Genomic DNA, 23,030 nt, shown 5'->3' on the forward strand with positions numbered 1-23,030 from the left:
TATGGGGGCTCTGACGAAAGCTGAAATGGCGGAACGTCTGTATGAAGAGCTGGGCCTGAACAAACGGGAGGCCAAGGAATTGGTCGAACTGTTTTTTGAAGAAATCAGGCACGCTCTTGAAGACAACGAACAGGTGAAGTTGTCCGGTTTTGGCAACTTCGACCTTCGGGACAAACGCCAGCGGCCTGGCCGCAATCCGAAAACGGGAGAAGAAATCCCGATCACGGCTCGCCGTGTGGTCACCTTTCGTCCAGGGCAGAAGTTGAAGGCCCGAGTTGAGGCTTATGCTGGAACCAAGTCATAACGACGAGCTTCCCGTCATCCCAGGCAAACGCTACTTCACCATTGGTGAAGTTAGCGAGCTGTGTGCGGTAAAGCCGCACGTACTGCGCTATTGGGAGCAGGAGTTTCCTCAACTCAACCCCGTCAAACGCCGCGGAAACCGCCGGTATTATCAGCGACAAGACGTGCTGATGATCCGGCAGATCCGCGCGTTGCTTTACGATCAGGGGTTCACCATCGGCGGCGCACGCTTGCGTTTGTCCGGCGATGAAGCCAAAGACGATACCACCCAGTACAAACAGATGATCCGCCAGATGATCTCCGAGCTCGAAGATGTGCTGGTGGTCCTCAAGAAGTAAATTTCTACTTTTAAATACTTCCAGTTTTCAGAAGCTTGCGATATATTCTTGAGCGTTCGTCGAGAACAGCAACAGGTAACACGCCTAGTCGGGGCGTAGCGCAGTCCGGTAGCGCACTAGCATGGGGTGCTAGGGGTCGAGTGTTCGAATCACTCCGTCCCGACCATATTTTTCAATGAGTTAGCCCAATCTGAAAAGGTTGGGCTTTTTCATGTCTGCGATTTTTGCTTTCTGGTAGTTAAATGGTAGTGAATTGAGACTTGCTAGCGCCTTGCCGATTGCCGGATAGCTATCAGTGCCAATGCAAATTGTCTCATCCTACCGGTTCAACTGACTCGCTCGGGTATGTCGTGGCTTTTCGAACAACCTACGCTATCCAAAGAGCGCGATTGGTTTCGACCAGGGTTCCTGGAAAGCTTTCTCAGCCTGATTTTAAGCAGGCCTGGTCTCAGCTTTCAGGCGGCGGGCTTCTTCCTCTTCTTTACGCAGAATGTCTCCGAGGGTTTGGGGGTACTCATCTCTGTCGCAAGGGCTTTGCGTGGTTGTCTGGATGCTCAGGGGGGGTCTGTCTGTCTCGAAGTGGTGCGAAGTAATCTCATTGGGCTGCGCCTCCTGCTTTTCATTGGCGGTGGGATTGGCCGGAGTCATGGTGCTATCTGTCTTGGTGGGGCGCTGCTTTGTAAATGAGCTGATGATTCCGCCTTTCCCAATAGGTGCATAGATTCTATATCCGCTTTGCGGGCTTTGTGTGGAGGGTTGGGTATTCGGGGATGTTCCGCCGATCCTGGGGTGAGGTGAGGTATTTTCATTGGATTTTGCATCCAAATTTTCACTGGGGGAATGATTGGTCAATGGCTTGATGCCGTCGATCCTGAGTGCTGAGCTGGGCTCTGGCTTAGCATCCTGGGTCTGTTGACGGGTGGCTGGCTTCTTGCTGGTCAAGCTTCTCTGGTTTTTTGGTGTGCTGCCTGTGGTGTTTGCCGCTGCCTCTTTTGCTGCGTGGCGGGTGGTATTGATTCCCTTTATGGGGTGGTCAAGGACTCCTAAGCGTAGGAGTCTAATCTTGCCTGTTATATCTGCGTGAGCTTCGGTCATTGTTTGCTCGCGCAACTCTTCTATCCTGCGCTGCTGATCCTCTGTGATGCTCCTTGTCGAGAGGGCGGCATCTTCCAGCAGGATCTCCGCTCTACACAGTCGTGCAATGCTGACGTCCAGCAACTCCCTCAGGGTTCTGTTGGTCTCTCTGTATTGGGCAGTGTTATTTCTTGAGTTTCTCAGCAGCTCTTTGTGTGTCTTTTTTTCTTCGTTGAGCCTCGTCTCAAATCTTACATGAGCATCCAGCTCTCCAGAGATCAACTTGCTGAGCATGTCGGCTGCAGCGACCTTGTTCTTCTTGGCTAGCAACGTCAGCTCTTTTTTTACATCGATTTTGAGCTTGAAGGCATAGGTCTTCCGTTCCTTGTCTTTGTCTGAGGCATTGGATTTAACCCTCCTCCATGCGTTTTTCATCTGCTCGATGATCAATATGCCCTCTCTCGTGCTCTCTAGCTCATCGCCAATCTGGAGGAGCTCATCGTTCGCTAAGGAGTGACGTCGCGGGTCTATTTCCCCTTTCCCTTGCAGATATTTGTGAGCCCATTTCCGTTGCTTGTGATCATTGCTATCAAGCCATGTAAGTCCAGGTGATCTCCGATTCATGCCCCAATCCTCCCCCCCAATTGTTGATGCCAGTTTGCAGAATTATAGCCTGTGATTCATCACGTTTTGGATCACGTTTTGTATCACGTGACAGCGTCACAACTAAGTATAAAAACAGGCTGTAAATATTGCGATATAATAGTCGACTGTGGCCAAGATTACGGTGGTATCAGCGTGTTTTTATCTGCATTGTTTTGTGAAGTGAAAGGGCTTGGACCAGAGGGGAAATACTTCCTGGTGCGCTTCATCCAGTGCTTCGGCGTTAAAGATCCTGTCTGCCTAGGTGTTAAAGAGTTTGCCAATCAGGTTGGCGTTACGGACCGCCAGGCTTCGGCGGCTCTGGATGCCTTGGTGGATGCTGAGATTCTGATTCGCTCATTGGTATCTACTAAGAGAGGGAAACCAGCAAGGTGCCACGGAATTGCTGAGGCCTTCCTAGCGAAGCTAAACCGTTTGCCTGTGCCGGTAGGCGTAATGCACATATCGGCCATTGCGCGACTGATGGTGCATGGAGGGACTGATGCAGGTCAGTACGAGGATGAGGAGATGTCGCTGGCTCATCTTAGAGCGAGAAAAAAGCCTGGTGGCCTGAGCAGGGTGAATCGGCTCCTAATGGCCGCGCTGCTCTGTGGTGCTGATCGTTTCGGTGTGGTACGTAATCTCGGGACAGTGCAGATCTGCAAGGCGACAGGATTGACTAAGGAGAGGCTACGGAACCGGCTCAAAACTCTAATGGATCAAGGGTTAATACGTAGCTACATACCGGGCTTAAGCAGTCCGGTACTGTCTGTAAAGAGGAAGAGCATCTACTACCTCAATTTGAATCATGCGCAGTTCGATGAGAGTGGCCAAGCAACTTCTATTCTTGAAGTAACGGGAGGGGGCATGGATCTCGCCGGGCCAGAGCTGCTGCAAAGAATTCGAGGCGCAGTGAGTAGCATTAAAAGAGATGCCAAACGCTCTCAGAATTCGCTGGAAGCTCCGATCCTTATGTTCTTGGCGGGGCAAGGACTGTCATTTTATCGGACATTCCAGGCTTTCCTAGAGGAGTACGCTGCGCAGCTGTTGTCCAGACACTGGCTGAATTTAGCTGAGGGAGGGGCATTGAAGGAGCGAGTTGATGACCTACAGCTTCGTCAGCAGATCCTAAAAGATTTTAGGTTGCCAGTTGGTCTGCAAGGTGCTGAGGATGTTGATGTCGACGCTCTTCGTACAAAGTTTCACGTTCAACTTTTTGATTTGGCGTATGACATGGCCCTATGGTTCAAGCGCCTGCTATCCAACACCCCGAACGTTCCTTTCAGCGAACTCGATTTCGTAATCGTCCCCCAATCTGCTGCGCGAGGCCATTTCTACCGAGCTTTCCTAACTTTGCCAAAGCGGCGCGGGGTTGGAGGGGATATTTGATGATTGAAACCAGTGGTGCTGAGGCGTCCACTCGCAGTTTTGTTGGGGAGCAGGAAATCCCGCTCGAAGAGCTGTTTGCCTATGGGCTGCTTCCTAGGCCAAGCAATGACAAGGTGATTGAGTAATTTATTACAGGCTTTGCGAATCCTCTGAACGATACGAGAGGAGCCCGTTCATGAGGATCATTCGCCTGAAAGAAGTTATGGACTGCACCGGCCTGGGCCGGTCCACCATCTACAAGTACATCAGCGAGGGGAGCTTTCCGAAGTCAGTACCATTGGGCGACAGGGCTGTTGGCTGGGTTGAAAGCGAAGTTATGGGTTGGGTCATGGCCAGGATCGAGGCGCGAGATGCTTGTGAGTCGCTCACGGAGGTGTAGTGGCTAAAGGCTGCGTAATGAGCTGATTGGCTGAGTATCCGTCAAGTCATTCGGTCGGCGTTCAGGCTGATCGGATGACTCGAATCTTTGGTTTATTTCCAGAGCATCTGAATCACTGAAACTGCCACATTCTTGCCGAGCTCTCCGGCAGTTTGCCGCTCCACTCCCTTGCAGGAGTGGGGTGGTGGGTTTCGGTATTAGTATTATTTATATATCCATATATTAAACATGGGTTCATTGAGGTAGAGCTTGTATTCGTCATAGCCGTCATCAACCTATAGATCCTACTCATACATACATCAAGGCAGCCATCCCATCACGCTCATCCCTCAAGAAGGGATGTAGTGGTCAACTCATTCCGGACACAGTTTTGAGTTTTTCTTCAGCTTTCGCCGGAGCCAGTCCATCGTTGAATTGATGGGGGCGGATCCAGTTGTAGTGGTTCATCAGGTACTGGCTAATGTCTCGTTGGGCTTGCTGCCCGGTCAGGTAGCCCGTGGTCGGTATCCATTCTGACTTCAAGCTGCGAAAGACTCGCTCCATCGGCGCGTTATCCCAGCAGTTGCCTCGGCGGCTCATGCTCTGGCGCATGCGATAGCGCCACAGTCTCTGGCGGAATTGACGACTGCCATATTGCGACCCCTGGTCGGAATGGAACAGTAGCCCTTGAGGCTTACCGCGCTGTTCGTAAGCCACGTCCAGCGCTTTGACCACGAGGTCTGCGTCCGGTTTTTCTGATAGGGCCCAGCCCACGACTCTGCGTGCATAGAGATCCAAGACAACTGCCAGATAGTGCCATTTTCCCTGCGCCCAAACGTAAGTGATGTCGCCACACCAGACCTGATTTGGCGCTTCGGCATCAAACGCTCGGTTCAAAATATTCGGAATATCTGGCCGCTCCACTGTGGCCTTTTTGTACGCATGCGACCCTGGCTGCTTGCTGACCAACGCCAGCTCACGCATCAGGCTGCGGACCTTGAACCGCCCGATCTTCTCACCCTCTTCTTGCATCATCATCTTGATACTGCGGCTGCCGGGCGCACTTCGTCCGCGCGTGAATAACTCATTCACTCGACTACGCAACCTCAGTCGCTCAACGTCCGGAGTTCGCCTTCTATGGCGATGTGCGTAGTAACTTGAGCGAGTGACTTCGAACACCTCGCATAGCCAATCAACGGGCTCATGGGCGCTGAACTGGTGGATCAGCGAATACGCTCGAGATCTTCCGACATCAAGAGCGCGGTAGCCTTTTTTAGTATCGATTTCTCGCGTTCAAGGCGCGTTATCCGAGCTTCGAGCTCTTGGATCTTTTGCTGCTCTGGCGTCAACGCTTTGCTGGCCGGCGTGACGCCGCCGCGCTCCTGTTGAAGCTGATTAACCCAGCGGCGGAGGGCCGATTCGACCAAGCCGAGCGAGCGTGCTGCTTCGGCATGACTGTAGCCTTGATCGAGCACCAGGCAGGCAGCTTCGCGCTTGAACTCAGGGGTAAAGGTACGGCGTTGCTTGGTCATCGGACACCTCTCTGTGGCGAGCATTCTCGCCTAAATGGGTGTCCGGGGTTAGTAGACCACTACAGGATGTGCTCAGCCAGTGACTGAACAAGCTCCTAGCGCACCTGCAGATCGAACGGTAAAAATTTACAGAATCCACTGAGTTGATGAACCTACTCAGCGGATCATTCCCATGACACACCAACCCAAGCGTCACCCTGACAACAGCAATCTTCACCTGCACTACGAGAGCACCTTCCGTGGACTGTCCGTGCTGACGCGTCACGCTCCCTTCATTACTGAATACCTCGAAGGCATTCATGAGACTACTCAGTTAGCGCTGAGAGCTCACCGCCAGGTGTTCGCAGTACGGTTCGACCTACATTTCCCAGATGACGACTCTGTCCCTGCATCAGATAACACTGTCATTTCCAGATTTGTCGATTCGTTGACCTTCAGAATCCAATCGGCACGAGAGCGCTCCAGGCGGTTGAACGGTACTGCTCATCAGACAGACGTCCGCTGGTGCTGGGTCAGGGAGGTCGGGCGAGAGGGTAGACCGCATTACCACTTCGTCCTATTGCTTAACCGGGATGCGTTCAACACGGTGGGATACTTTGACTCAGCACGAGAGAATACATACGGCCGCATTCATGCTGCATGGGCCAGTGCGTTGAGAATGCCTATCGATGATACCAATGGTTTGGTGCATATCCCCGAGAACGCTGGGTACCACCTCTCTCAGGATGATCCAGCGGAGATGGATCGGTATTTCGTTCGGGTGAGCTACCTCTGCAAGGCGGCGACCAAGGTGTATGGCAATCGTTGCCGGGTGTTTGGTTGCAGCAGAGGGTGAATGGACCACTGCTGCAAATCAGGGGGGGGCTCAGCCCTCGCCTGACATACCCTGATACCCGTCACCTGACCGAGACTTGCACATTTGCAGGCGACTGACCCGTACGTTGGGGGGTTGGCGTGGATTGTCCTATCGCGCGAAGTCATTGAAGTGGCCTTGCGCGATGAGCTGCACTACTTGAGAGCGCTTGATCAGGAAGAAGAGAAAGAGCTTGCGTCGCTTTATCCTCATGGGGTCAGCGCGCGGGCGCTTGTCCAGGTAATAGAGCACAGCAGATTTGGCAGGAATTGTTTTAATGATCTCTATTTGGCAGAGACCTATAGCAGGGCACCGCCAGAGCTCGATGTCCCGTGCCTGGGCGGCATCTCTAAAATGCAGAATCGTCGCGATCAGGCGCGACTTGCATTTTCTAATGCGCGGAAGATTAGGTAATCAAAATGATTACCACCATATTTGTAAAATACTAATATGGACGTGCGCCTAAGGCGTAGAATAATATCCGTTAAATAGTCAAATTACGTGCCGCTAATTCATATGACGCCCATAAACTCTCTTGCGCAACTCGCTCAGCCACAGCGTGACCGCCTAGCCTTTATCGAGCTGCGTGTGCGTTTCGTCGGGGAGATTCGGAGGCAGGATCTGGTGGAGCGCTTTGCCATCCAGTCCGCTGCGGCGACCCGGGATCTTGCGCTGTATAGGGAGCTAGCCTCCGGCAATATCGACTATGACTCCAAGGCCAAGACCTATGTCCTTGGCGCTGACTTCCGTTCGCTGTTCGATTACCCGGCCGAAAGAGTTATGTCGTGGCTGACTCAGGCCTTTGGTGATGGCGAGCCGCTTAAGTTCAAAACTTGGGTGCCTAGTGAAACTCCTTCTAGGCTGACGAACCCTGATTTGGATGTGCTGGCGAGTGTGACGCGCGCCATCCATCAGTGCTGCCCCTTGGTCGTTGAGTACCACTCGATTTCCAGTGGCAAATCGAAACGCGAGATCGTGCCTTTTGCTTTGATCGATACAGGTTTGCGCTGGCACGTTCGCGCGTTCGATCGAAAGTCAAAGGAATTCCGCGACTTCGTCATTACTCGGATCAGGCGCCCAGTGGTGCTTAATGGCCAGCCCGTGGCTCCTCACGAGATGAGCGATCAAGACATTCAGTGGACACGAATCGTCGAGTTAGAGTTGGTGCCGCATCCGAGCCAGCCGCGTCCAGAAATAACCGAAATGGACTATGGGATGGATGGAGGGGCACTGCGCATGAAGCTGCGTGCCGCCACTGCCGGATACATCCTAAGGCAATGGAGCGTGGACTGCTCGCCAGACCATAGTCTGCGTGGACATGAGTACCGACTTTGGCTGAAGGACCAGTTGGCGCTATACGGTGTCAAGAATGCTGTTTTGGCTCCAGGCTACAAAGAACCCCGCCTGGACGAGGCGAAGACAAATTACTAACTGTGTTGCCCAGCTGCTCAACGGGAAAAATGATTTAGGACTTTTGATGAATACCATCGCAAAAACAATCGCAGAGCTCCGGATACTGGTTGGTTACCTGGGGGAAAAGGGCCAGGCTAATTGGTGGGGCAGCGAGTTCTTTGGCGCTACAGCGGCTGCTTTTTTGGCTCCAATATTCAACCGATCTCTGTTTCTTGCCCAATACCAGGGGGCAACTGCGGCGGCAGCTAAAGTTCACGACGAGGTCATTGGTGTTGGCCGTATCTATCACCTATTTCGTTTGCCGATCGGGCTCGAGCAATCATCTGCTGATGCGCTCAACGACACCGCTTTCGTGCAAATCTTACAAGGCAGATTGGCAAGTCGTGAGCTGGCGATGGTGCGCCTGGCTGAGTTGGCGGATAAACCAGAGTCCGCATCGCCAGGCCCTGTTTTGCTGGGCCAGATGAGTCAAGATATACAAGCCGAGCTACAACGTGCTGCGGGCTTTTATTGTGCAGCCCTGACCTCCGGAATTCAGACGTTCCCCTACGTTCGGGAGGTTGAGTGAGTCAGCAGCGCTACTACACCACTCAGCTACAAGCCGGACTGGGGCTCCTAGAAGAAACAAGGCAACTGCTCCAGGTTTATCAACCTGGCATGAGTGCGTCGCAGCTTTATGAAGCCGCGCTGGCATCGGGTCGTTTCCCATTGGTAACGGCAAGGCGTCTACGCAATATTGTTGTCGAGTGCTTTGCCCCACGCTACATGCGCGACCCATACGTTGCCGCGCGCCTCAAGTCCCTGGTTGATCATTTCACGACCGCCGAGCTCAATCAGCTGCTTTTTATCTATACCGCGCGAGCCAATCTTGTATTGGCAGACTTCGTTCGAGAGGTTTATTGGGCGCGCTATTCAGCAGGGCGAAATGATCTCCAGCTGGAAGACGTACGCACCTTTGTTACCAACAGCGTGCGCGAAGGAAAAACGCAAAAGCCATGGTCTGAGACCACGATCAAGCGCATCTCATCGTATTTGATGGGCTGCTGCGCCGACTATGGACTGCTGACAACCACAGGCCGCAACCAGCGTTCGATTGCTGCTTATCGCATCTTGCCAAAGGTCGCCGCCTACTTGGCCTACGACTTGAAGTTCAGTGGTCTTGGTGACAACCAAATTGTTTCAAGCTCCGACTGGGATCTCTTTGGACTGGAACGTACAGACGTTCGAGACCAACTGAAACGTTTGTCATTACAAGGCCTACTCATATTTCAGGCCGCTTCCGATGTCGTGCATATCGGGTGGACCTACAAAAGCATGGAGGAACTGATCGATGTCATCGCTCAAAGCTGATTTCAATGAGTTGATGGAGCGAATTAAGCAGGGGCGCGAGTTTGGCCATGCCAGCTTCGAGCCCATTTTCTATTTGGTTTTTCCGCCGCATCAGATCCTCAATGTGAAGCGCGAAACACCCGCGTGGATGCACCGACTGCGCAACGAAGGCTGGGAAGTCGAAACCTTTTCGATCGCCGAGCATGTTGCAGACATTATCGAGAAGGCACCGCTTCGCAAGATCTGGCTCGCTGCCGATCAGAAAGCGCCCTTGGCATGGGACAAGACCAATGCGTCGCTCGCTAATGCCATCAGTAATGGTGCGTTACAGGCACGCATCGAAGCCAAGCTGGCCGAACTTGAAGGCAAGCCTAAGGCCATTTTGCTGGTCACTGATCTTGAGGCGTTGCATCCCTACACACGCATCGGTGTCATCGAAGGCAAGTTGCAAGGCAAATTCCATGTACCCACGGTGTTCTTCTACCCTGGTGTGCGCACCGGCAAGACAAGACTCAAATTCCTGGGGTTCTACCCCGACGATGGCAACTACCGCTCTGTCCACGTCGGCGGCTAATCATTGAGGTAAAACATGACGATCAAAAAACTCTTCGACCCCAGCAAGAGCATCAATCGCAGCATTGAAAAGGTCATCACCTATGGCGTGTCACAAGAGGCGCGCCTGAAATCGGAAATCTCGGAATACGTGGTTACCGACAGCATCGACCAGCAGTTTGAGAATCTCCTGCTCAAGATGGAAGCCGCCATGGACATTGGTGGCGAAAACGAAGTCGGCGTCTGGGTGTCGGGCTTCTATGGCTCGGGTAAGAGCTCGTTCACCAAGTATCTGGGCTTGGCATTTGACGATCGCATCACCATTGATGGCGTTCCATTCATCCAGCACCTCCAAGATCGTCTCAAGCGTCAGCAAACCAAGTCCTTGCTGTCGAACGTAGCCAAGCGCTTTCCTGCCGCAGTGCTGATGTTGGACTTGGCCAGCGAACAGGTCGCAGGTGCGACCATGGAAGAGGTGTCGACGGTCCTGTTCTACAAGGTTCTGCAGTGGGCAGGTTATTCGCGCAATCTCAAGGTTGCAGCGCTGGAACGCAGGCTCAAGAAGGAAGGTCGTTACAACGAATTCCTGGATGCATTCAAAGAAGCTGCGGGCGGTGAAGACTGGAGCAACTACCGTAACGACGAGTTGGTGGTCGACAGCCTCATTCCTGAGATTGCGCACAAGCTTTACCCCACACTTTTCAAGACGCCCAGTTCGTTCACGACCGAATCAAGTGAAATCGTCGTTTTCGAAAACGACCGTGTGCGTGAAATGCTGGAGATTGCCCGCGAGGCATCGGGCAAGGAATACATCATCTTCATCATCGATGAAGTCGGTCAGTACGTTGGCCCACGGCCCAATCTGATCCTGAACCTCGATGGATTGGCGAAGAACCTGAAAAACATCGGCGACGGCAAGGTTTGGATCGTCGGAACGGCGCAGCAAACGCTCACGGCGGACGACGAGAAGGCAGCCCTCAACTCGCCAGAATTGTTCAAGCTTAATGACCGCTTCCCGATTCAGATCGCCCTTGAATCCAACGACATCAAGGAAATTTGCTACACACGACTGTTGGGCAAGTCGTCACCAGCGGAAGCCGAATTGGGCGGATTGTTTGATCAATATGGTCAGCAGCTGCGCCAGAACACCAAGCTTGTCGATGCGCGCGTCTATGGCGTCGATTTCGATCGCAAGACCTTTGTCGATCTCTACCCGTTCCTTCCCGCGCATTTCGACATCCTGCTGCACTTGCTAGGCGCACTGGCCAAGTCCACAGGAGGCATCGGCCTGCGCTCGGCGATCAAGGTGGTGCAAGACATTCTGATTGACGGCTCTGAAGGCAAACTTGCCGTTGCAGAACAAGCCGTTGGCTGGCTCGCCACCACCGTCACGCTGTTTGATGCTCTGGATAAAGACATCAAGCGCGCCTTCGCCTCTTTGCACGCATCGGTCGAGAAAGTCACCAAGATCCGCTTCTCGCATTCCGAGTTGCATCAAAACATCGCCAAGACGGTCGCCGTTCTGCAAATCCTTGGCAACCTGCCGATCACCCGTCAAAACGTCACCAGCCTGATGCACGCCAGCATCGCCGGGGCGTCTCAAGCAGACGCTGTGGCCAAGGCGGTCGAAGACCTGATCAACGACTCCATCGTTCCATTTGGCGAACAAGACGGCAACCTTTGCTTCTTCAGTGAAAAGCTGAACGACATTGAACAGGAGCGCAGCCAAGTTGCATTGCGCGGCGTTGAGCTGCGTCGCATCGTTAACGAAGCGTTGACCAGTGTCTATGCGCCATTGCCCTCCACCCAATTGCACGGCTCCTATGCCGTATCCACCGGACTCAAGGCGCAATCGGCAGGCAATGTGCCCGCATCGTTAGCGGGTGAGCGTAACCAGATCCAAACCATTGTTGAACTGGTCGATCCCAAAGAAATCGACAGTGCACGCACTCGAGTCACTGACGAGTCGCGTCACAGTTCATCCAAGTTCAACATCTACCTGGTGGGCCGCACTACGCCGGAAATGGACGAACTGACGGCTGATATCCACCGCTGCCGTGAGATCGCCAACCGCTACCGCAGCGATCCAGATCAGGAAATTCGCGAATATTGCAACGGCCAGGCCGACCGGGCTGAACACCTCAGCACCAAACTGCGGGCACAGATCCAGCGCAGCCTGTTGCAAGGCTCGTTCATCTTCCGTGGCCAGGTTGTCGCAGTAGATACGCTGGCGGCGGAGCTGCTGGATGCCGCTCGCAAACACCTGAGCGAAGTGGCCGAGCAAGTGTTCGATCGCTATGTAGAGGCCCCGGTGCGAGCCGGAACCGAACTCGCAGAGAAATTCCTCCGGGTCGGCAATTTGTCGGGCATCACCAGCGCTCTAGATCCTCTGAACCTTGTGCAAACCCAAAGCGGGCGGCACAGCATTCGCACGGACCACTTGGCCATGGTGAGCATCCGTGATTACATCAATCGCAACGGCACAGTCGACGGCAAGCGCTTGACTGATGTCTTTGCTGATGCGCCCTTTGGTTGGTCGGCAGACACCCTGCGCTATCTGGTGGCGGCCATGCTGCTGGCGGGTGAGATCAAGCTCAAGGTGGCTGGGCGTGAGGTCACCGTCAATGGCCAACAAGCCATCGACGCCATCAAAACCAACAATTCGTTTAAGATCATTGGCATTTCGCTTCGCGGCGGCGACCGTCCGACCAACGACGTACTGGCACGAGCTGCAACCCGGTTGACCGAATTGACTGGCGACACCGTCGTACCGCTGGAAGACGACATCAGCAAAGTCACCACCAAGCTCTTTCCGCAACTGCAGCACCAATACGGCCCTCTCACTGAAAAACTACGCGGCCTGAACTTGCCAGGTGTAGACCGCCTGCAAAACCTCACGCACGAGATTAACGATGTGCTGCTCACCGACGCTTCGGATGCGCCACGTCGTTTGGGCAACGAGCAATCAGAGCTGTTTGAAAGTCTCAAATGGGCTGCCGAAGTCAAACTCAAGTTGGAGCAAGGCCTGGAGCAAACGCTGCGCGATCTTCGCCAGCACTGCACGGCCATTGCCAACCTGCCGAATGTGGCCTTGCTGGCCACGCTAAAAGAAGAGTTGGCTGAGGCCCTCAGCCTTATCGACGAGCGCCTGCAGCAGGCCGACTTCTATCGTTTTGCGGCTGATTTCAGCACCAGCCTCACCACCATTCGCACCCGCATTCGCGATACGGTGATCGCGATGCAAGATCTGCTCAAAACACGCATCAAAGAGGCCGAGGTCGACCTAAAGCGGGTGCCGGAGTGGATCAAGCTCACCCAGCAAGAACAGACTGAACTGTTGGGTAGCCTAGAGCGTTTGATTGTGGAAGTGACGCCTGATTTGTTGGGACTCAATTCCATTACGAACAAGCTCTCTGAACTGCAGGATGAAGTGCAAGGTTTGAAACACAGCATTGAGCGTCTTGGCACGAAGCGGATTAAGGAGGAGCTTGAAGCTGAGATTCCTGTGCCAAGTGCTGTAAATGAACCGAAACCAGCCATCGCGCGCAGCATCAAAGCGCGCACCAAGATCACCACGATGGATGACCTGGATGCGCTGATCACGCAACTGCAACAACTGCGTGGCGAGCTGAAGTATGCACATGCCTTTGCCGTCAACCTCGAACTGCGAGACGACCTATGAGTTTTGAAAGAAAAGGGGCTTTCGATCAATCCACACGAGGTCGCCTGCAAAAGCTGGTTAACAGTTGTCGTAGCCTGCTGTCCGACGAATTCAGCATTCAGCTTCAACAAACCTATGGTTTGGACCCCAAGACCGGTGAAGTCACGGCCATGGCGCGACTCACCCATCTGGACGACCGGCAGCGCCACACGGCTGAGGTCCTACGGCAAACTCTTGCTCACTATCTGGGCGCAGACGCCGACGACATCGATCACCGCATCGCGGTGCTCGACCGGATGGTGCGCGAGCAGGCTTTTACGGTGCTCAACCGCTTGGCTGCACTGTTGATGATGGAAGCGCGTGGACAACTGATCGAGTCGATCAGCAAAGGCTATCAATCGCGCGGCTACCAGCTCTACAGCAAGATTGCCGGTACCGCCCTAGGTGAAACCGGCCAGGCTTACCAGGTTTATCTGTTCAGCGTGTTCGATGAGCTGGCACAAGAGCTGCCTGCCCTGTTTGATCGCTATGCCTCCAATGGTTTGCTGTTCCCGCGAGAAACTGCCCTGCGTGCGCTGCTGGATGAGCTAAACCACTTTGAGATTGAGCCGCTTTGGGGCGCAGACGAAACCATCGGTTGGATCTACCAATATTTCAACTCTAAGGAAGAGCGCAAGGCCATGCGCGATGCCAGTCAGGCACCGCGCAACAGTCGCGAACTCGCGGTACGCAACCAGTTCTTTACGCCGCGCTACGTGGTGGAGTTCTTGGTCGATAACACGCTGGGGCGTCTCTGGTTTAACGCCACTGGCGGGCAAACTGATCTGCGCAACCGTTGCCAGTACCTGCTGGTCAAGCCCGACGAGCAACCACAGGCAACCATAAAGCTGCGCGACCCTCGCACCCTGAAGCTGCTGGACCCGGCTTGCGGCTCCATGCACTTTGGTCTGTACTCCTTCGACCTGTTTCTGGAGATTTACCGCGAAGCTTGGGCTTGGGAGCAGCAAAACGGTCCAGGCTCTTTGGATGTGTCTACGCACCCCCTGTCGGGCTTCAAACCGCTCAGTCAGACCTATTCCGACCAAGACGCATTCCTCCTCGATGTACCCCGACTTGTCATCGAACAAAACATCTATGGCGTTGATATCGACCCACGCGCCGCACAGATCGCCACGCTAGCGCTGTGGTTGCGTGCGCAGCGTGCCTGGCACGACACAAACGTAAAGGCAAAAGAGCGTCCGCGAATTGGTCAAGGCCATGTTGTAGCCGCAGTCGCTCCACCCGCCGAGCGCGAACTGCGCTTGCAGTTTGCAGCCCAGCTCGATCAACGCGACGCTGAGTTGTTCGAGAAAACGCTGCAGATGCTAAAGCACCTGCCTGAAATGGGAGTGCTACTTCAGGTCGAACGCGAGCTCCCTCACTTGATTCGTCAAGTATATGTGGGAAAAGGTACGGGGCTGTTTGCCCAGCAAGAGCAAGAAAACTGGCAGCAGGCAGAGACAAGGTTGCGTGCCGCCCTTGTCGATTTCGCTCAGGCCATAAAAAATACATATCAAGGTCGATTATTTGTTCAGGACGCTTTGCAAGGATTCAGGCTAATCGATCTATGCAATGAGAGATTTGAAATCATTGTAATGAACCCTCCATTCGGAGATCCTTCTTTATTGGCGGCTGATTATCTGGGCAAAGCTTACCCATCTTGGAATCAAAATATTCTTTGCGCGTTCATTTTACGAAGCCTTAATTTGTTAGCGCCAGGGGGGCTTGTTGGCGCCATTTTCGATAAAACAGCGCTAATTAAATCAACCTATCAAGATTTTCGAGAAATTTCTCTTTATTCAAGTCTGAATCCAATTTCGATGGTGGATCTGGGTTGGGGCGTCTTGGACGGAGCGCAAGTAGAAACGGCGTTATCTGTTTGGGCATCAGGTGTTTCAGAATCAACTGTGTCGTCCATAGCGTCTGTTTCGCTAGAAGAGAAGAATAGTTGTTTGTCAAATGCATCAAATCAATACAGACAGGGAATGCAAAGCGGATTTTATCAACTCGGACTTGATGAGATAGCACTGTTTCCTAATAAAGCAATACCGTTTGATGCAAGTCCATGGATCTTACGGTTATTGCAAAAAAAACTTCATGTTAAAGATGTTGTCGGCAAAGCTATGGTTGGGTGTCAAATAAAATCGGATGTGAATTTCAGGTTGTTTTGGGAAATACCCGAGTCAGAAACTATTGGCATCTCTACTGTCTGGAGCACAATGTTCAACGGGGGCGGTTTTTCTCCATTTTTAATGCCCCTACGAGATGTTGTCCGATTTGGAGTTCGAGGTAATGCTGTACCATTTAGTGAGTCCACTTTCTTAAGAAATGTTGATTCTCAACAGAAACAAGGGTATGGCTGGGGAAAACGTGGCGACTTGGTTGACACAACGGTATTACCGGAAGGATGTGTTTTTACTACTGAGGGGCAGGCTATTACGCACCCTTTGGATGAGGGGTGGTCGCTTGCATATTTAAATTCAAAACTGTATTGGTTTTTAATAAATCAATTTTGCGGACAGCACAAATATGCGGGATATGTGAATGTATGTCCTGTCCCAAGTTTTTCATCTGAAGAGAAGGCTGCTCTCTCTGAGTCAGCCAAGCAGATTTCGTTTATTTATAAGTCATTTCTTAGTTTGGATGAAACTTGTAGGGAGTTTTTGAGTCCGTTTCCTTTTGGTGCGGATGCTGAATTAATATCTTTTATTGAAGTGTTAGTAAATAGATATAATGAGGCAGCGAGCGCTATTAATTTTCTTTATAATAAAATAAATGAAATTATTTACAGAAATTGTGAGCTGTGCCCTGAGGAAGTTGACGTTGTAGAGGCGTTCTCATCTCAAGCGTCATCGATCGCTGATTCGCTTAAAATAAGTATTGGTAGAAGTAAAATAGAAGAAAACTTTGCGAAATCACTCTTGTCATATGCTGTCGGATTATGTTTTTATCGATGGGACTTGAACAAAGCTTTTAGCCACGAGTTGATCGTCTCTGATCCGGAAGTAATGTTGCCGAGCAAGCAAGCTGGAAGAATGGTTGAGTGCGAAAATAAAAGCTTTATTTATGACTCTTCATCAAGTGCGAAGCACGGGTTGGGTGTACTGGTAACTTTGCATTTAGAGAAAATATTCGGTGACAGTTTTTCTGATTCTGAAGCTAAGATATGTGCTGTCCTTAGATCAGGCTCAATAACTGAGTACATATCTGATAATGTTTTTTTTGCTCATCATCTGGAGAACTATTCTAGGAATGGGCGAAATGCGCCGATCTATTGGCCACTTTCCACCGCATCAGGTAGTTACACGCTTTGGGTTTACTACCCCACCCTGAACAATCAAACCCTGTTCACTGCGGTCAACGATTTCCTGGATGGCTCTAACGGCAAACTGACGCAAATCAGCCGTGAGTGCGCTGAGTTGCGCAGTAAGGGCAGCGGCCGCTCCCATGACGAGGAAACGCAATACGAAACGCTGCAAACCTTCGAGCAAGAGCTCACTGACTTGCGCGACACCTTGCTCAAGATCGCACCTACCTACCAGCCCAACCACGACGACGGTGTGCAAATCACCGCCGCGCCGCTGTGGCCTCTATTCCGCCACAAGCCCTGGCAAAAGGTCTTGAAAGACACCTGGACCAAGCTGGAAAAAGGCGACTACGACTGGGCACACTTGGCCATGGCCTACTGGCCAGAACGCGTACGTGTGAAGTGCAAGACCGACAAATCCCTCGCCATCGCGCATGGGCTTGAAGATCTGTACGTGGAGCCAGAGGCCGCCCCCAAGAAAACGCGCGGAAAAAAGAAAGCGGGAGCTGACGAATGAGTATTGCTGATTTCATTCAGAACAAGATCCTCCGTCTCCGCTTGCAAAAGACGGGCAGTCTCGTGGTGTATGACCCTGCCGGGCATTACCAAGATGTCTGCAAAGGATTGGCCGACGAAAAGCTGCTGGTTGTGGATGCTTCAAAGAGCAGCATTGAGAGTCGGGTAGCTGCGATGCAGGGCTTGCGTGATGTGATCGATCGGCAGCTCGCTGGAATGCTGGTCTATGTGCCTGCAAAAGCGCCCGAGAGCGATGAAGAAAGGCAGGCTGATCCCTTTGCATCCATTGCCGCAGCAGGTGCGATTTTCCCGGAAGGGGATGGTGACAGCTTTGAAAGCCTATGCCTGAAGGCGAAGCCAGATCACACCACGGCCATTCGGGCCATCTTTGAGCAGGATGCTTCGCCTAGTTTTGCGGTGGTGGATGCTGTTGGCGGCGGCTTGGGCTGGCCAAACTTGCGTGCGCTACTGGCAGTCGAGTCCGCCCGAGACATTCTGTTCGCGCTGCTTGTGCCAAACGATGCGCAGCAAGCGGCATTGAAAGGCAGCGATAGCTGGGTGACAGAGGCGCGTGATTTGCTCCGCAACAGCATGGGCCTGTCATTGAAGACCAGGGGCAAGACATGGGACTCGGTTGCCAACGAACTGTGGCGTTTTGTTTTGTTCAGCGAGTTTGTTTTTGATCTGCCTGGTGCGTTGCCTGCCAGTTTGAGCGATGTACCGCGAGCCGAAACGCAGGCGAAGCCGTTGATTGAATACCTGTGCGATCTGCTGCGCAATGATCGCCGCACGCAGAGTGTCTATATCGACCGCGCAGAAGAAATTGAGAGGGAGCTCAGCCTAGTCAGCCAATTTGGTAGCTGGTCTGATTTGGGCGACCGCGACACCTTCCCGTTTGAGGAGCGCACATTTTTGAGTCGGGCGATCGAAGGCATCCTGCGTGATGACATCGACCGGGTGAGGAGCATCTCGGAGCGCCATCAGCAATCGGTGTGGACGGGCAAAGGCGAGAGCCGTGCCCAGTGGGATTTGATTCGATCGGCTACGGAGTTGCTTCAAACTTGCGACGACATGGAGCGGCAGCTTTCGGACAACGCACGCAATCTTGATGTGCTGTTGACCTTTTACGTGAGCAGTCTGCGTGAAGCTGATCGACTGCATCGCGAGTTCGAACAGGCAGTTAGCGATTACGACTGGCAAGACGCGCAAGGTGTCATGACGCCTGTCAAGCAGCAGGTTCGTAAGCAGTACGGCAAACTGGTCGAGAAGGTGCAGTTGATCTTCACTCGTCATGTGGAGCAAAGTGGCTGGCCGTTGGCTGGGCAGCTATCGAATACTGATGTGTTTGACCGCATTGTTGCGCCCAAGCTGCAAAAGAACGGCCACAAGGTGGCGTACTTCATGATTGATGCGCTTCGCTACGAATTGGGCGTGGCGCTGGAACGGCAGTTGACGGAAGACGGACAAGTCGAGGTGCAGGTTGCCATGGCGCAGCTACCAAGCATCACGCCAGTAGGCATGGCCAGCTTGTTGCCCGGGGCTGGCCAGCTGCTTCGCATCAAGAATGACGAACAGAGTCTGGTGCCAATGCTGGGTGACCAGGTGGTGGAAACCGTTGCGCAGCGCATGGATGTGTTTCGGAAGAAATACGGCCAGCGCTTTGAAGAAGGGCGTCTGGAAGACTTTGTTCGCGGACGTTTCGATTTCTCGCCTGAAACCGATTTGTTGGTGTTGCGCGCCGTAGAGATAGATAGCCACTTTGAGAACCATCCTGACACCGCTCCTGCAGAGATTACCAATGCACTCAAACGCATTCGGGTCGCAATTCATAAGCTGAAAGAGCGTGGCTTTCATGAGGTGGTGATCGCGACCGATCACGGCTTCTTCATGAACACCCACGCTGGTGCGGGCGATGTCTGCAGCAAGCCCGCGGGCAACTGGATTGGCATTCATGACCGGTGCGCGCTAGGTGATGGTGCTGGCGACAGTAATCACCTAGTGGTCTCAGCCGAGAAAATGGGCATTCGCGGTGACTTTGCCAAGTTCGCTGCGCCACATTCGCTGGCGGCCTATCGCAGTGGTTTGCTCTATTATCACGGTGGCATTTCTTTGCAGGAATGCGTGGTGCCGGTGATAACGATGCAGTTGAAAACATCCAATCAACCGACACTGCATAAAGCATCTGTGGCGATGAGCTACAAGAACGGTGCCAAGGCCATCACCACACGTATGCCAGTGATTGACCTTGCAGTTGAAACGGCAGACATGTTCTCGACTGAAAACGAGTTCGAGATTTTGCTGGAGGCACACGACAGCAAGGGCGAAGTGGTGGGTGAAGCGAAGGCCGGGGGGGCAGTGAATCCGGCAACAGGAACATTGTCGTTGAAACCAGGTGACAAGGTTCAAGTCACGATCAAGATGCAAATGGATTTCGAGGGGAAATTCAAGATCAAGGCTTTGCATCCAACGACTTATACGGTGTACTGCCAACTTGACCTGGCAACCGACTATGCGGTGTAAAAACGATGAATGAACTCGACCAAAAGCTGACCGCCACCTTTGATGGCAAGGTACTGCGCAAGGATTTACTCCACCGGATTAAGAAGGGAACCAACGTCCCAACCTTCGTGCTGGAGTTTTTGCTTGCGCGCTTTTGTGCGAGTGATGATCAGGCCGAGATGGACGCGGGCATGGAGGCGGTGCTGGCCAGCCTACAAGACAACTATGTAAAGCCTGACGAGGCCAATGCCGCGCAGTCAAAGGTGGCAACCAAAGGCAAGCATCGCTTTATCGACAAGGTCCATGTTCGGTATGTCGAGAAGGAAAAGCGCCACTGGGCCTCATTGGAGAACTTCAATTCACAGCGTATCGCTATTGGCGAGAAGTTCTATCGAGACAATGACCGCCTATTGGAAGGCGGAATTTGGGCTGAGGTGACGTTGGCACATAACGCGATCGAAGAAGACGACTATGCGTTTTACATTGAAGACCTGCGGCCCATCCAGATCAGTCGCTTTGATTTTGACCGCTACTGCGAAGGTCGCACTCAATTCACCCGTGACGAGTGGATTGCGGCGATTTTGCGCACCGTTGGCCTGGAGCCAACAAAGCTGTCAAAGCGCGTGTGCATGCACTTTATTGCGCGCTTGGCTGCCCTCGTTGAACCCAATTACAACTACATTGAGCTTGGGCCACGCGGCACTGGGAAGTCGTATTTCTTCAGTGAATTTTCGCCCTACGCCACATTGATTTCAGGTGGACAGGCGACCAAGTCGGCGCTGTTCTACAACAACGCACGCCGTAAGGTTGGTTTGGTTGGGTTTTGGGATACCGTGGCTTTCGACGAAGTAGGCGGCATCAAAGTCAAAGATCCGGACACCATTCAAATCATGAAGGATTTCATGGCAAATGGTCGTTTTTCGCGTGGCGCTGAAGTGATCGCTGATGCCAGCCTTAGCTTTGTTGGAAATTTCGATCTCTCCATCAGCCAAGTAGTTAACTCGGTTGAGCATGATCTTTTCCAACCATTGCCCGCTGAGTTTGACTTGGCGATCATGGATCGATTCGCAGCCTACATACCTGGCTGGGAAATGCCCAAGAACAGCAGTGAATTTCTAACCAGTAGCTACGGGTTCATTACGGACTACCTGGCGGAAGCATTCCACTACCAGTTCAAGCACACCAATCGGTACGAAGAAGTCAGCAAACGCATCCGACTTGGCAAGAGTGTTGAGGGCCGTGATGAAAAAGGCATCAAGAAGACCGTCTGTGCCTTCCTGAAGATTCTTCACCCTACCGGTTCTCCGACCGATGAGGAGTTCGAAGAATATGTAGCCTACGCAGTTGAGTGCCGTCGACGTGTGAAGGAACAGATGAATAAACGCAAACCCGATGATGAGTTTGCGCGCATCGATCTCTCATTCCTTAATGCGCAGGGGCAAGAAGTTGTTGTCTATTGTCCCGAGTCGAAGGATGCCGCAGCTACACAGCAACCGTTTAGACGGCAGCTCAACGACAAACTTGCACCTGAGCGTGACGTTGCGACAGAGGCTACACAAGAGCCACGGGTGCCCGAGCCTGCGATCAAAGTCGAAGCAACTCCCCCTGTCGTCACCCCTGTTGTTCCAGAAGAGTTGGTGGAGAAGCACTTCACGATTATGTACGGTGACGTCGGCCACAGCTACGAATCGATCATTGGCCCCTACCTGCGAGGAGCAAAGACGGTCGTCATTGAAGACCCGTACATTCGCCTTCAGCACCAGATCCAGAATTTCGTTCGCTTTTGTGAGTGCGTCTTAAAGGCCGGAACGGTGAAGAAGATCAACCTCATTACCGGATACGACGACAACACGCAGCTGGCCGATATTGCAGAGAAGCTGGAAGAGTTGAAGCAGAGCTTGCTCGAGATGGATGTGGAGCTAGAGGTCAAACTCAACCCGAACTTGCACGATCGGGAAATCCGCCTGGACAACGGCTGGGTCATCAAAGTCGGGCGAGGCTTGGATTTTTACCAAAAGCCGGGTGGCTGGTTTGAGGTGGGCGCGAACGACTTGAGCTTGCGAAAGTGCCTTGAAACCAAGGTGGATATTTTTCGTGAGTAAATTGAGAACCACTGATTTTTGCTTTCATAGCCAATGTTCAGGTACTTCTATTCCGTAGTTTTTAGACACTGTTTTTAACGTCGTGATGATCTCGGCATGTTGGGTTCTGTTGGTTTCATTCCAGGTAGCACGGCAGTCAAGTAGGTTTTTCAGTACGCTCAGATTGTTCATTCCTAGCCGATGGATATTTCCCCAGCTGGGAATGCCGAACAGGTTGTAGATGACCACGGTGGCGTCGCGTTCGCTGGCCAAGCGCTTGTCGCCAGTCAGCTTCTCGGCAGCTTCCTCGGCTTCGTCGCGGTCGTCGTAGGTGTTGAGTAATTTCATCATTGTCTGGTTGAAGTCCTATCGGGCTGCAGATTCTGCCTGACTGGCAAAAAAAGAACATCAATAGGAGCTACTCAGGGAAAGCCGCTGACTGCGGCTTTCCCTGAGTATGAGACCTATCCAATTAACCCCGCTGCATTCGACTGAAGATACAGCACGCAAGCAGAACGTAATGCCAGGGTATCCGGCTGATGACCGCCCTGGCATCGGCCAGGGCAGTCTATCGGACGGAGTGTCTGGGCCTTTCAGTTACAGATACCCCCGTTCAGCCAACGACACGCAGCCGTCATGACCCACCACCACATGATCCAATATCCGGGTACCGACCATGTTGAGTGCGTTCTTGAGGGTGGTGGTCAATGTGCAATCTGCCTGGCTAGGCTCTGGGTCGCCGGAGGGATGATTATGAACCAGGATTACGGCCGCCGCGTTGTGCTCTAAAGCGATCTTCACCACTTCCCGTGGATACACGCTGGCACCATCCAGCGTGCCTCTGAACAGTTCTCTGAAACCAATCACCCGGTGCTTGGCATCAAGCATTAGCAAGGCAAAGACTTCATACTCATGGTACTGCAGCAGTGTTTGCAGGTGACTGAAAACCTGCTTCGGCTCAGTCAGTGCTCGGCCTTTAGACAGACGACTCATCGCCAATTGTTGAGCCATCTGCAGGATGTCAGCTTCGGTGACTGGAGTCTCCATGACATAGGTACCGGTCGTTTCACCGGCTACAAGCTTGTGATATTTCATGCGGGTATTCCTGTGCGTATGCGTGAGAACGGAAGGGGGAGAAATCCGG

Annotated in this window: 18 protein-coding genes and 1 tRNA gene; 15 read left to right on the forward strand and 4 right to left on the reverse strand. The window is 52.8% G+C overall.

Features of this window, described 5'->3' with window-relative positions; all coding sequences use genetic code 11:
* Position 1: 1 nt before the first annotated feature.
* The 3 genes from ihfA (at position 2) to H7995_RS10575 (ending at position 807) form a co-directional block, all read left to right on the forward strand.
* The gene (gene ihfA, locus H7995_RS10565; protein WP_002553164.1) at positions 2 to 304 is read left to right on the forward strand and encodes an integration host factor subunit alpha; all 303 of its coding nucleotides are present in this window, start codon (positions 2 to 4) and stop codon (positions 302 to 304) included.
* Positions 285 to 641 (forward strand): MerR family transcriptional regulator, encoded by a 357-nt coding sequence (locus tag H7995_RS10570; protein ID WP_027620568.1) that lies wholly within the window; start codon positions 285 to 287, stop codon positions 639 to 641. Before ihfA ends, H7995_RS10570 begins: the two co-directional genes overlap by 20 nt.
* An 89-nt stretch (positions 642 to 730) precedes the next feature.
* Positions 731 to 807: transfer RNA gene (locus tag H7995_RS10575), tRNA-Pro, on the forward strand.
* Between the two features lie 266 nt (positions 808 to 1,073).
* On the opposite strand, the gene H7995_RS10580 is transcribed toward H7995_RS10575, so the two are convergent.
* Entirely contained in the window at positions 1,074 to 2,339 is a 1,266-nt protein-coding gene (locus tag H7995_RS10580; RefSeq protein ID WP_185818325.1) for a hypothetical protein, read from the reverse strand.
* 174 nt (positions 2,340 to 2,513) lie between these two features.
* Between H7995_RS10580 and H7995_RS10585 the strand changes: the two genes are divergently transcribed.
* From H7995_RS10585 to H7995_RS10590, 3 genes are read left to right on the forward strand one after another with little or no spacing between them, the layout of a single operon-like run.
* Positions 2,514 to 3,746: a hypothetical protein gene (locus H7995_RS10585; protein WP_185818326.1), complete on the forward strand. Its 1,233-nt coding sequence runs from the start codon at positions 2,514 to 2,516 to the stop codon at positions 3,744 to 3,746.
* Positions 3,746 to 3,871, forward strand: a complete 126-nt coding sequence (locus H7995_RS28635) for a hypothetical protein (RefSeq protein ID WP_280516527.1) — start codon at positions 3,746 to 3,748, stop codon at positions 3,869 to 3,871. The genes H7995_RS10585 and H7995_RS28635 overlap by 1 nt, the downstream gene beginning before the upstream one ends.
* Positions 3,872 to 3,921: 50 nt before the next feature.
* Complete coding sequence (locus H7995_RS10590; protein WP_185818327.1) at positions 3,922 to 4,125, forward strand: AlpA family transcriptional regulator; 204 nt, start codon at positions 3,922 to 3,924, stop codon at positions 4,123 to 4,125.
* Between the two features lie 348 nt (positions 4,126 to 4,473).
* Here the strand turns inward: H7995_RS10590 and H7995_RS10595 are convergent.
* Positions 4,474 to 5,636, reverse strand: a protein-coding gene (locus H7995_RS10595) for an IS3 family transposase (protein ID WP_185818328.1) whose coding sequence is annotated in 2 segments (ribosomal slippage) — positions 4,474 to 5,381 and positions 5,381 to 5,636 — 1,164 coding nt in all. Because the reading frame shifts where the segments join, the coding sequence is not laid out codon by codon here.
* Positions 5,637 to 5,808: 172 nt separating this feature from the next.
* On the opposite strand from H7995_RS10595, the gene H7995_RS28825 reads away from it, so the two are divergent.
* The 9 genes from H7995_RS28825 to brxL all read left to right on the forward strand — a co-directional run bounded on the left by H7995_RS28825 (position 5,809) and on the right by brxL (position 21,907).
* The gene (locus tag H7995_RS28825) at positions 5,809 to 6,471 is read left to right on the forward strand and encodes an inovirus Gp2 family protein (protein ID WP_185818329.1); all 663 of its coding nucleotides are present in this window, start codon (positions 5,809 to 5,811) and stop codon (positions 6,469 to 6,471) included.
* A 534-nt stretch (positions 6,472 to 7,005) separates the two neighbouring features.
* A complete protein-coding gene (locus H7995_RS10605) occupies positions 7,006 to 7,920 on the forward strand; it encodes a BrxR family transcriptional regulator (protein ID WP_185818330.1) in 915 nt (304 codons plus the stop codon).
* Positions 7,921 to 7,966: 46 nt separating this feature from the next.
* Positions 7,967 to 8,470: a BrxE family protein gene (locus H7995_RS10610; protein WP_185818331.1), complete on the forward strand. Its 504-nt coding sequence runs from the start codon at positions 7,967 to 7,969 to the stop codon at positions 8,468 to 8,470.
* Positions 8,467 to 9,252 (forward strand): BrxA family protein, encoded by a 786-nt coding sequence (locus H7995_RS10615; protein WP_185818332.1) that lies wholly within the window; start codon positions 8,467 to 8,469, stop codon positions 9,250 to 9,252. The genes H7995_RS10610 and H7995_RS10615 overlap by 4 nt, the downstream gene beginning before the upstream one ends.
* A complete protein-coding gene (locus H7995_RS10620; RefSeq protein WP_181088904.1) occupies positions 9,233 to 9,805 on the forward strand; it encodes a BREX protein BrxB domain-containing protein in 573 nt (190 codons plus the stop codon). Before H7995_RS10615 ends, H7995_RS10620 begins: the two co-directional genes overlap by 20 nt.
* Positions 9,806 to 9,820: 15 nt before the next feature.
* Positions 9,821 to 13,465, forward strand: a complete 3,645-nt coding sequence (gene brxC / locus H7995_RS10625; protein WP_185818333.1) for a BREX system P-loop protein BrxC — start codon at positions 9,821 to 9,823, stop codon at positions 13,463 to 13,465.
* Positions 13,462 to 17,307: a BREX-1 system adenine-specific DNA-methyltransferase PglX gene (gene pglX / locus H7995_RS10630; RefSeq protein WP_185818334.1), complete on the forward strand. Its 3,846-nt coding sequence runs from the start codon at positions 13,462 to 13,464 to the stop codon at positions 17,305 to 17,307. The genes brxC and pglX overlap by 4 nt, the downstream gene beginning before the upstream one ends.
* Positions 17,304 to 19,826: a PglZ domain-containing protein gene (locus H7995_RS10635; protein WP_185818335.1), complete on the forward strand. Its 2,523-nt coding sequence runs from the start codon at positions 17,304 to 17,306 to the stop codon at positions 19,824 to 19,826. The genes pglX and H7995_RS10635 overlap by 4 nt, the downstream gene beginning before the upstream one ends.
* Before the next feature lie 5 nt (positions 19,827 to 19,831).
* Complete coding sequence (brxL, locus tag H7995_RS10640) at positions 19,832 to 21,907, forward strand: BREX system Lon protease-like protein BrxL (protein WP_185818336.1); 2,076 nt, start codon at positions 19,832 to 19,834, stop codon at positions 21,905 to 21,907.
* Positions 21,908 to 21,931: 24 nt separating this feature from the next.
* On the opposite strand, the gene H7995_RS10645 is transcribed toward brxL, so the two are convergent.
* Both H7995_RS10645 and radC read right to left on the reverse strand, forming a co-directional pair.
* Positions 21,932 to 22,234 carry a hypothetical protein gene (locus tag H7995_RS10645; RefSeq protein ID WP_185818337.1) on the reverse strand — a complete coding sequence of 101 codons (303 nt, stop codon included), beginning with the start codon at positions 22,232 to 22,234 and terminating at the stop codon, positions 21,932 to 21,934.
* Between the two features lie 249 nt (positions 22,235 to 22,483).
* Entirely contained in the window at positions 22,484 to 22,981 is a 498-nt protein-coding gene (gene radC, locus H7995_RS10650; RefSeq protein ID WP_017337804.1) for a RadC family protein, read from the reverse strand.
* Positions 22,982 to 23,030 lie beyond the last annotated feature (49 nt).

It is taken from the genome of Pseudomonas kielensis, from assembly GCF_014236655.1.
In the GTDB taxonomy this organism is placed as follows: Bacteria; Pseudomonadota; Gammaproteobacteria; order Pseudomonadales; family Pseudomonadaceae; genus Aquipseudomonas; species Aquipseudomonas kielensis.

Coding starts and splice junctions, on each gene's coding strand:
- ihfA (WP_002553164.1), top strand. CDS start 2: ATGGGGGCTCTGACGAAAGCTGAAATGGCGGAACGTCTGTATGAAGAG.
- H7995_RS10570 (WP_027620568.1), top strand. CDS start 285: ATGCTGGAACCAAGTCATAACGACGAGCTTCCCGTCATCCCAGGCAAA.
- H7995_RS10580 (WP_185818325.1), bottom strand. CDS start 2,339: ATGAATCGGAGATCACCTGGACTTACATGGCTTGATAGCAATGATCAC.
- H7995_RS28635 (WP_280516527.1), top strand. CDS start 3,746: ATGATTGAAACCAGTGGTGCTGAGGCGTCCACTCGCAGTTTTGTTGGG.
- H7995_RS10590 (WP_185818327.1), top strand. CDS start 3,922: ATGAGGATCATTCGCCTGAAAGAAGTTATGGACTGCACCGGCCTGGGC.
- H7995_RS28825 (WP_185818329.1), top strand. CDS start 5,809: ATGACACACCAACCCAAGCGTCACCCTGACAACAGCAATCTTCACCTG.
- H7995_RS10605 (WP_185818330.1), top strand. CDS start 7,006: ATGACGCCCATAAACTCTCTTGCGCAACTCGCTCAGCCACAGCGTGAC.
- H7995_RS10610 (WP_185818331.1), top strand. CDS start 7,967: ATGAATACCATCGCAAAAACAATCGCAGAGCTCCGGATACTGGTTGGT.
- H7995_RS10620 (WP_181088904.1), top strand. CDS start 9,233: ATGTCATCGCTCAAAGCTGATTTCAATGAGTTGATGGAGCGAATTAAG.
- brxC (WP_185818333.1), top strand. CDS start 9,821: ATGACGATCAAAAAACTCTTCGACCCCAGCAAGAGCATCAATCGCAGC.
- pglX (WP_185818334.1), top strand. CDS start 13,462: ATGAGTTTTGAAAGAAAAGGGGCTTTCGATCAATCCACACGAGGTCGC.
- H7995_RS10635 (WP_185818335.1), top strand. CDS start 17,304: ATGAGTATTGCTGATTTCATTCAGAACAAGATCCTCCGTCTCCGCTTG.
- brxL (WP_185818336.1), top strand. CDS start 19,832: ATGAATGAACTCGACCAAAAGCTGACCGCCACCTTTGATGGCAAGGTA.
- H7995_RS10645 (WP_185818337.1), bottom strand. CDS start 22,234: ATGAAATTACTCAACACCTACGACGACCGCGACGAAGCCGAGGAAGCT.
- radC (WP_017337804.1), bottom strand. CDS start 22,981: ATGAAATATCACAAGCTTGTAGCCGGTGAAACGACCGGTACCTATGTC.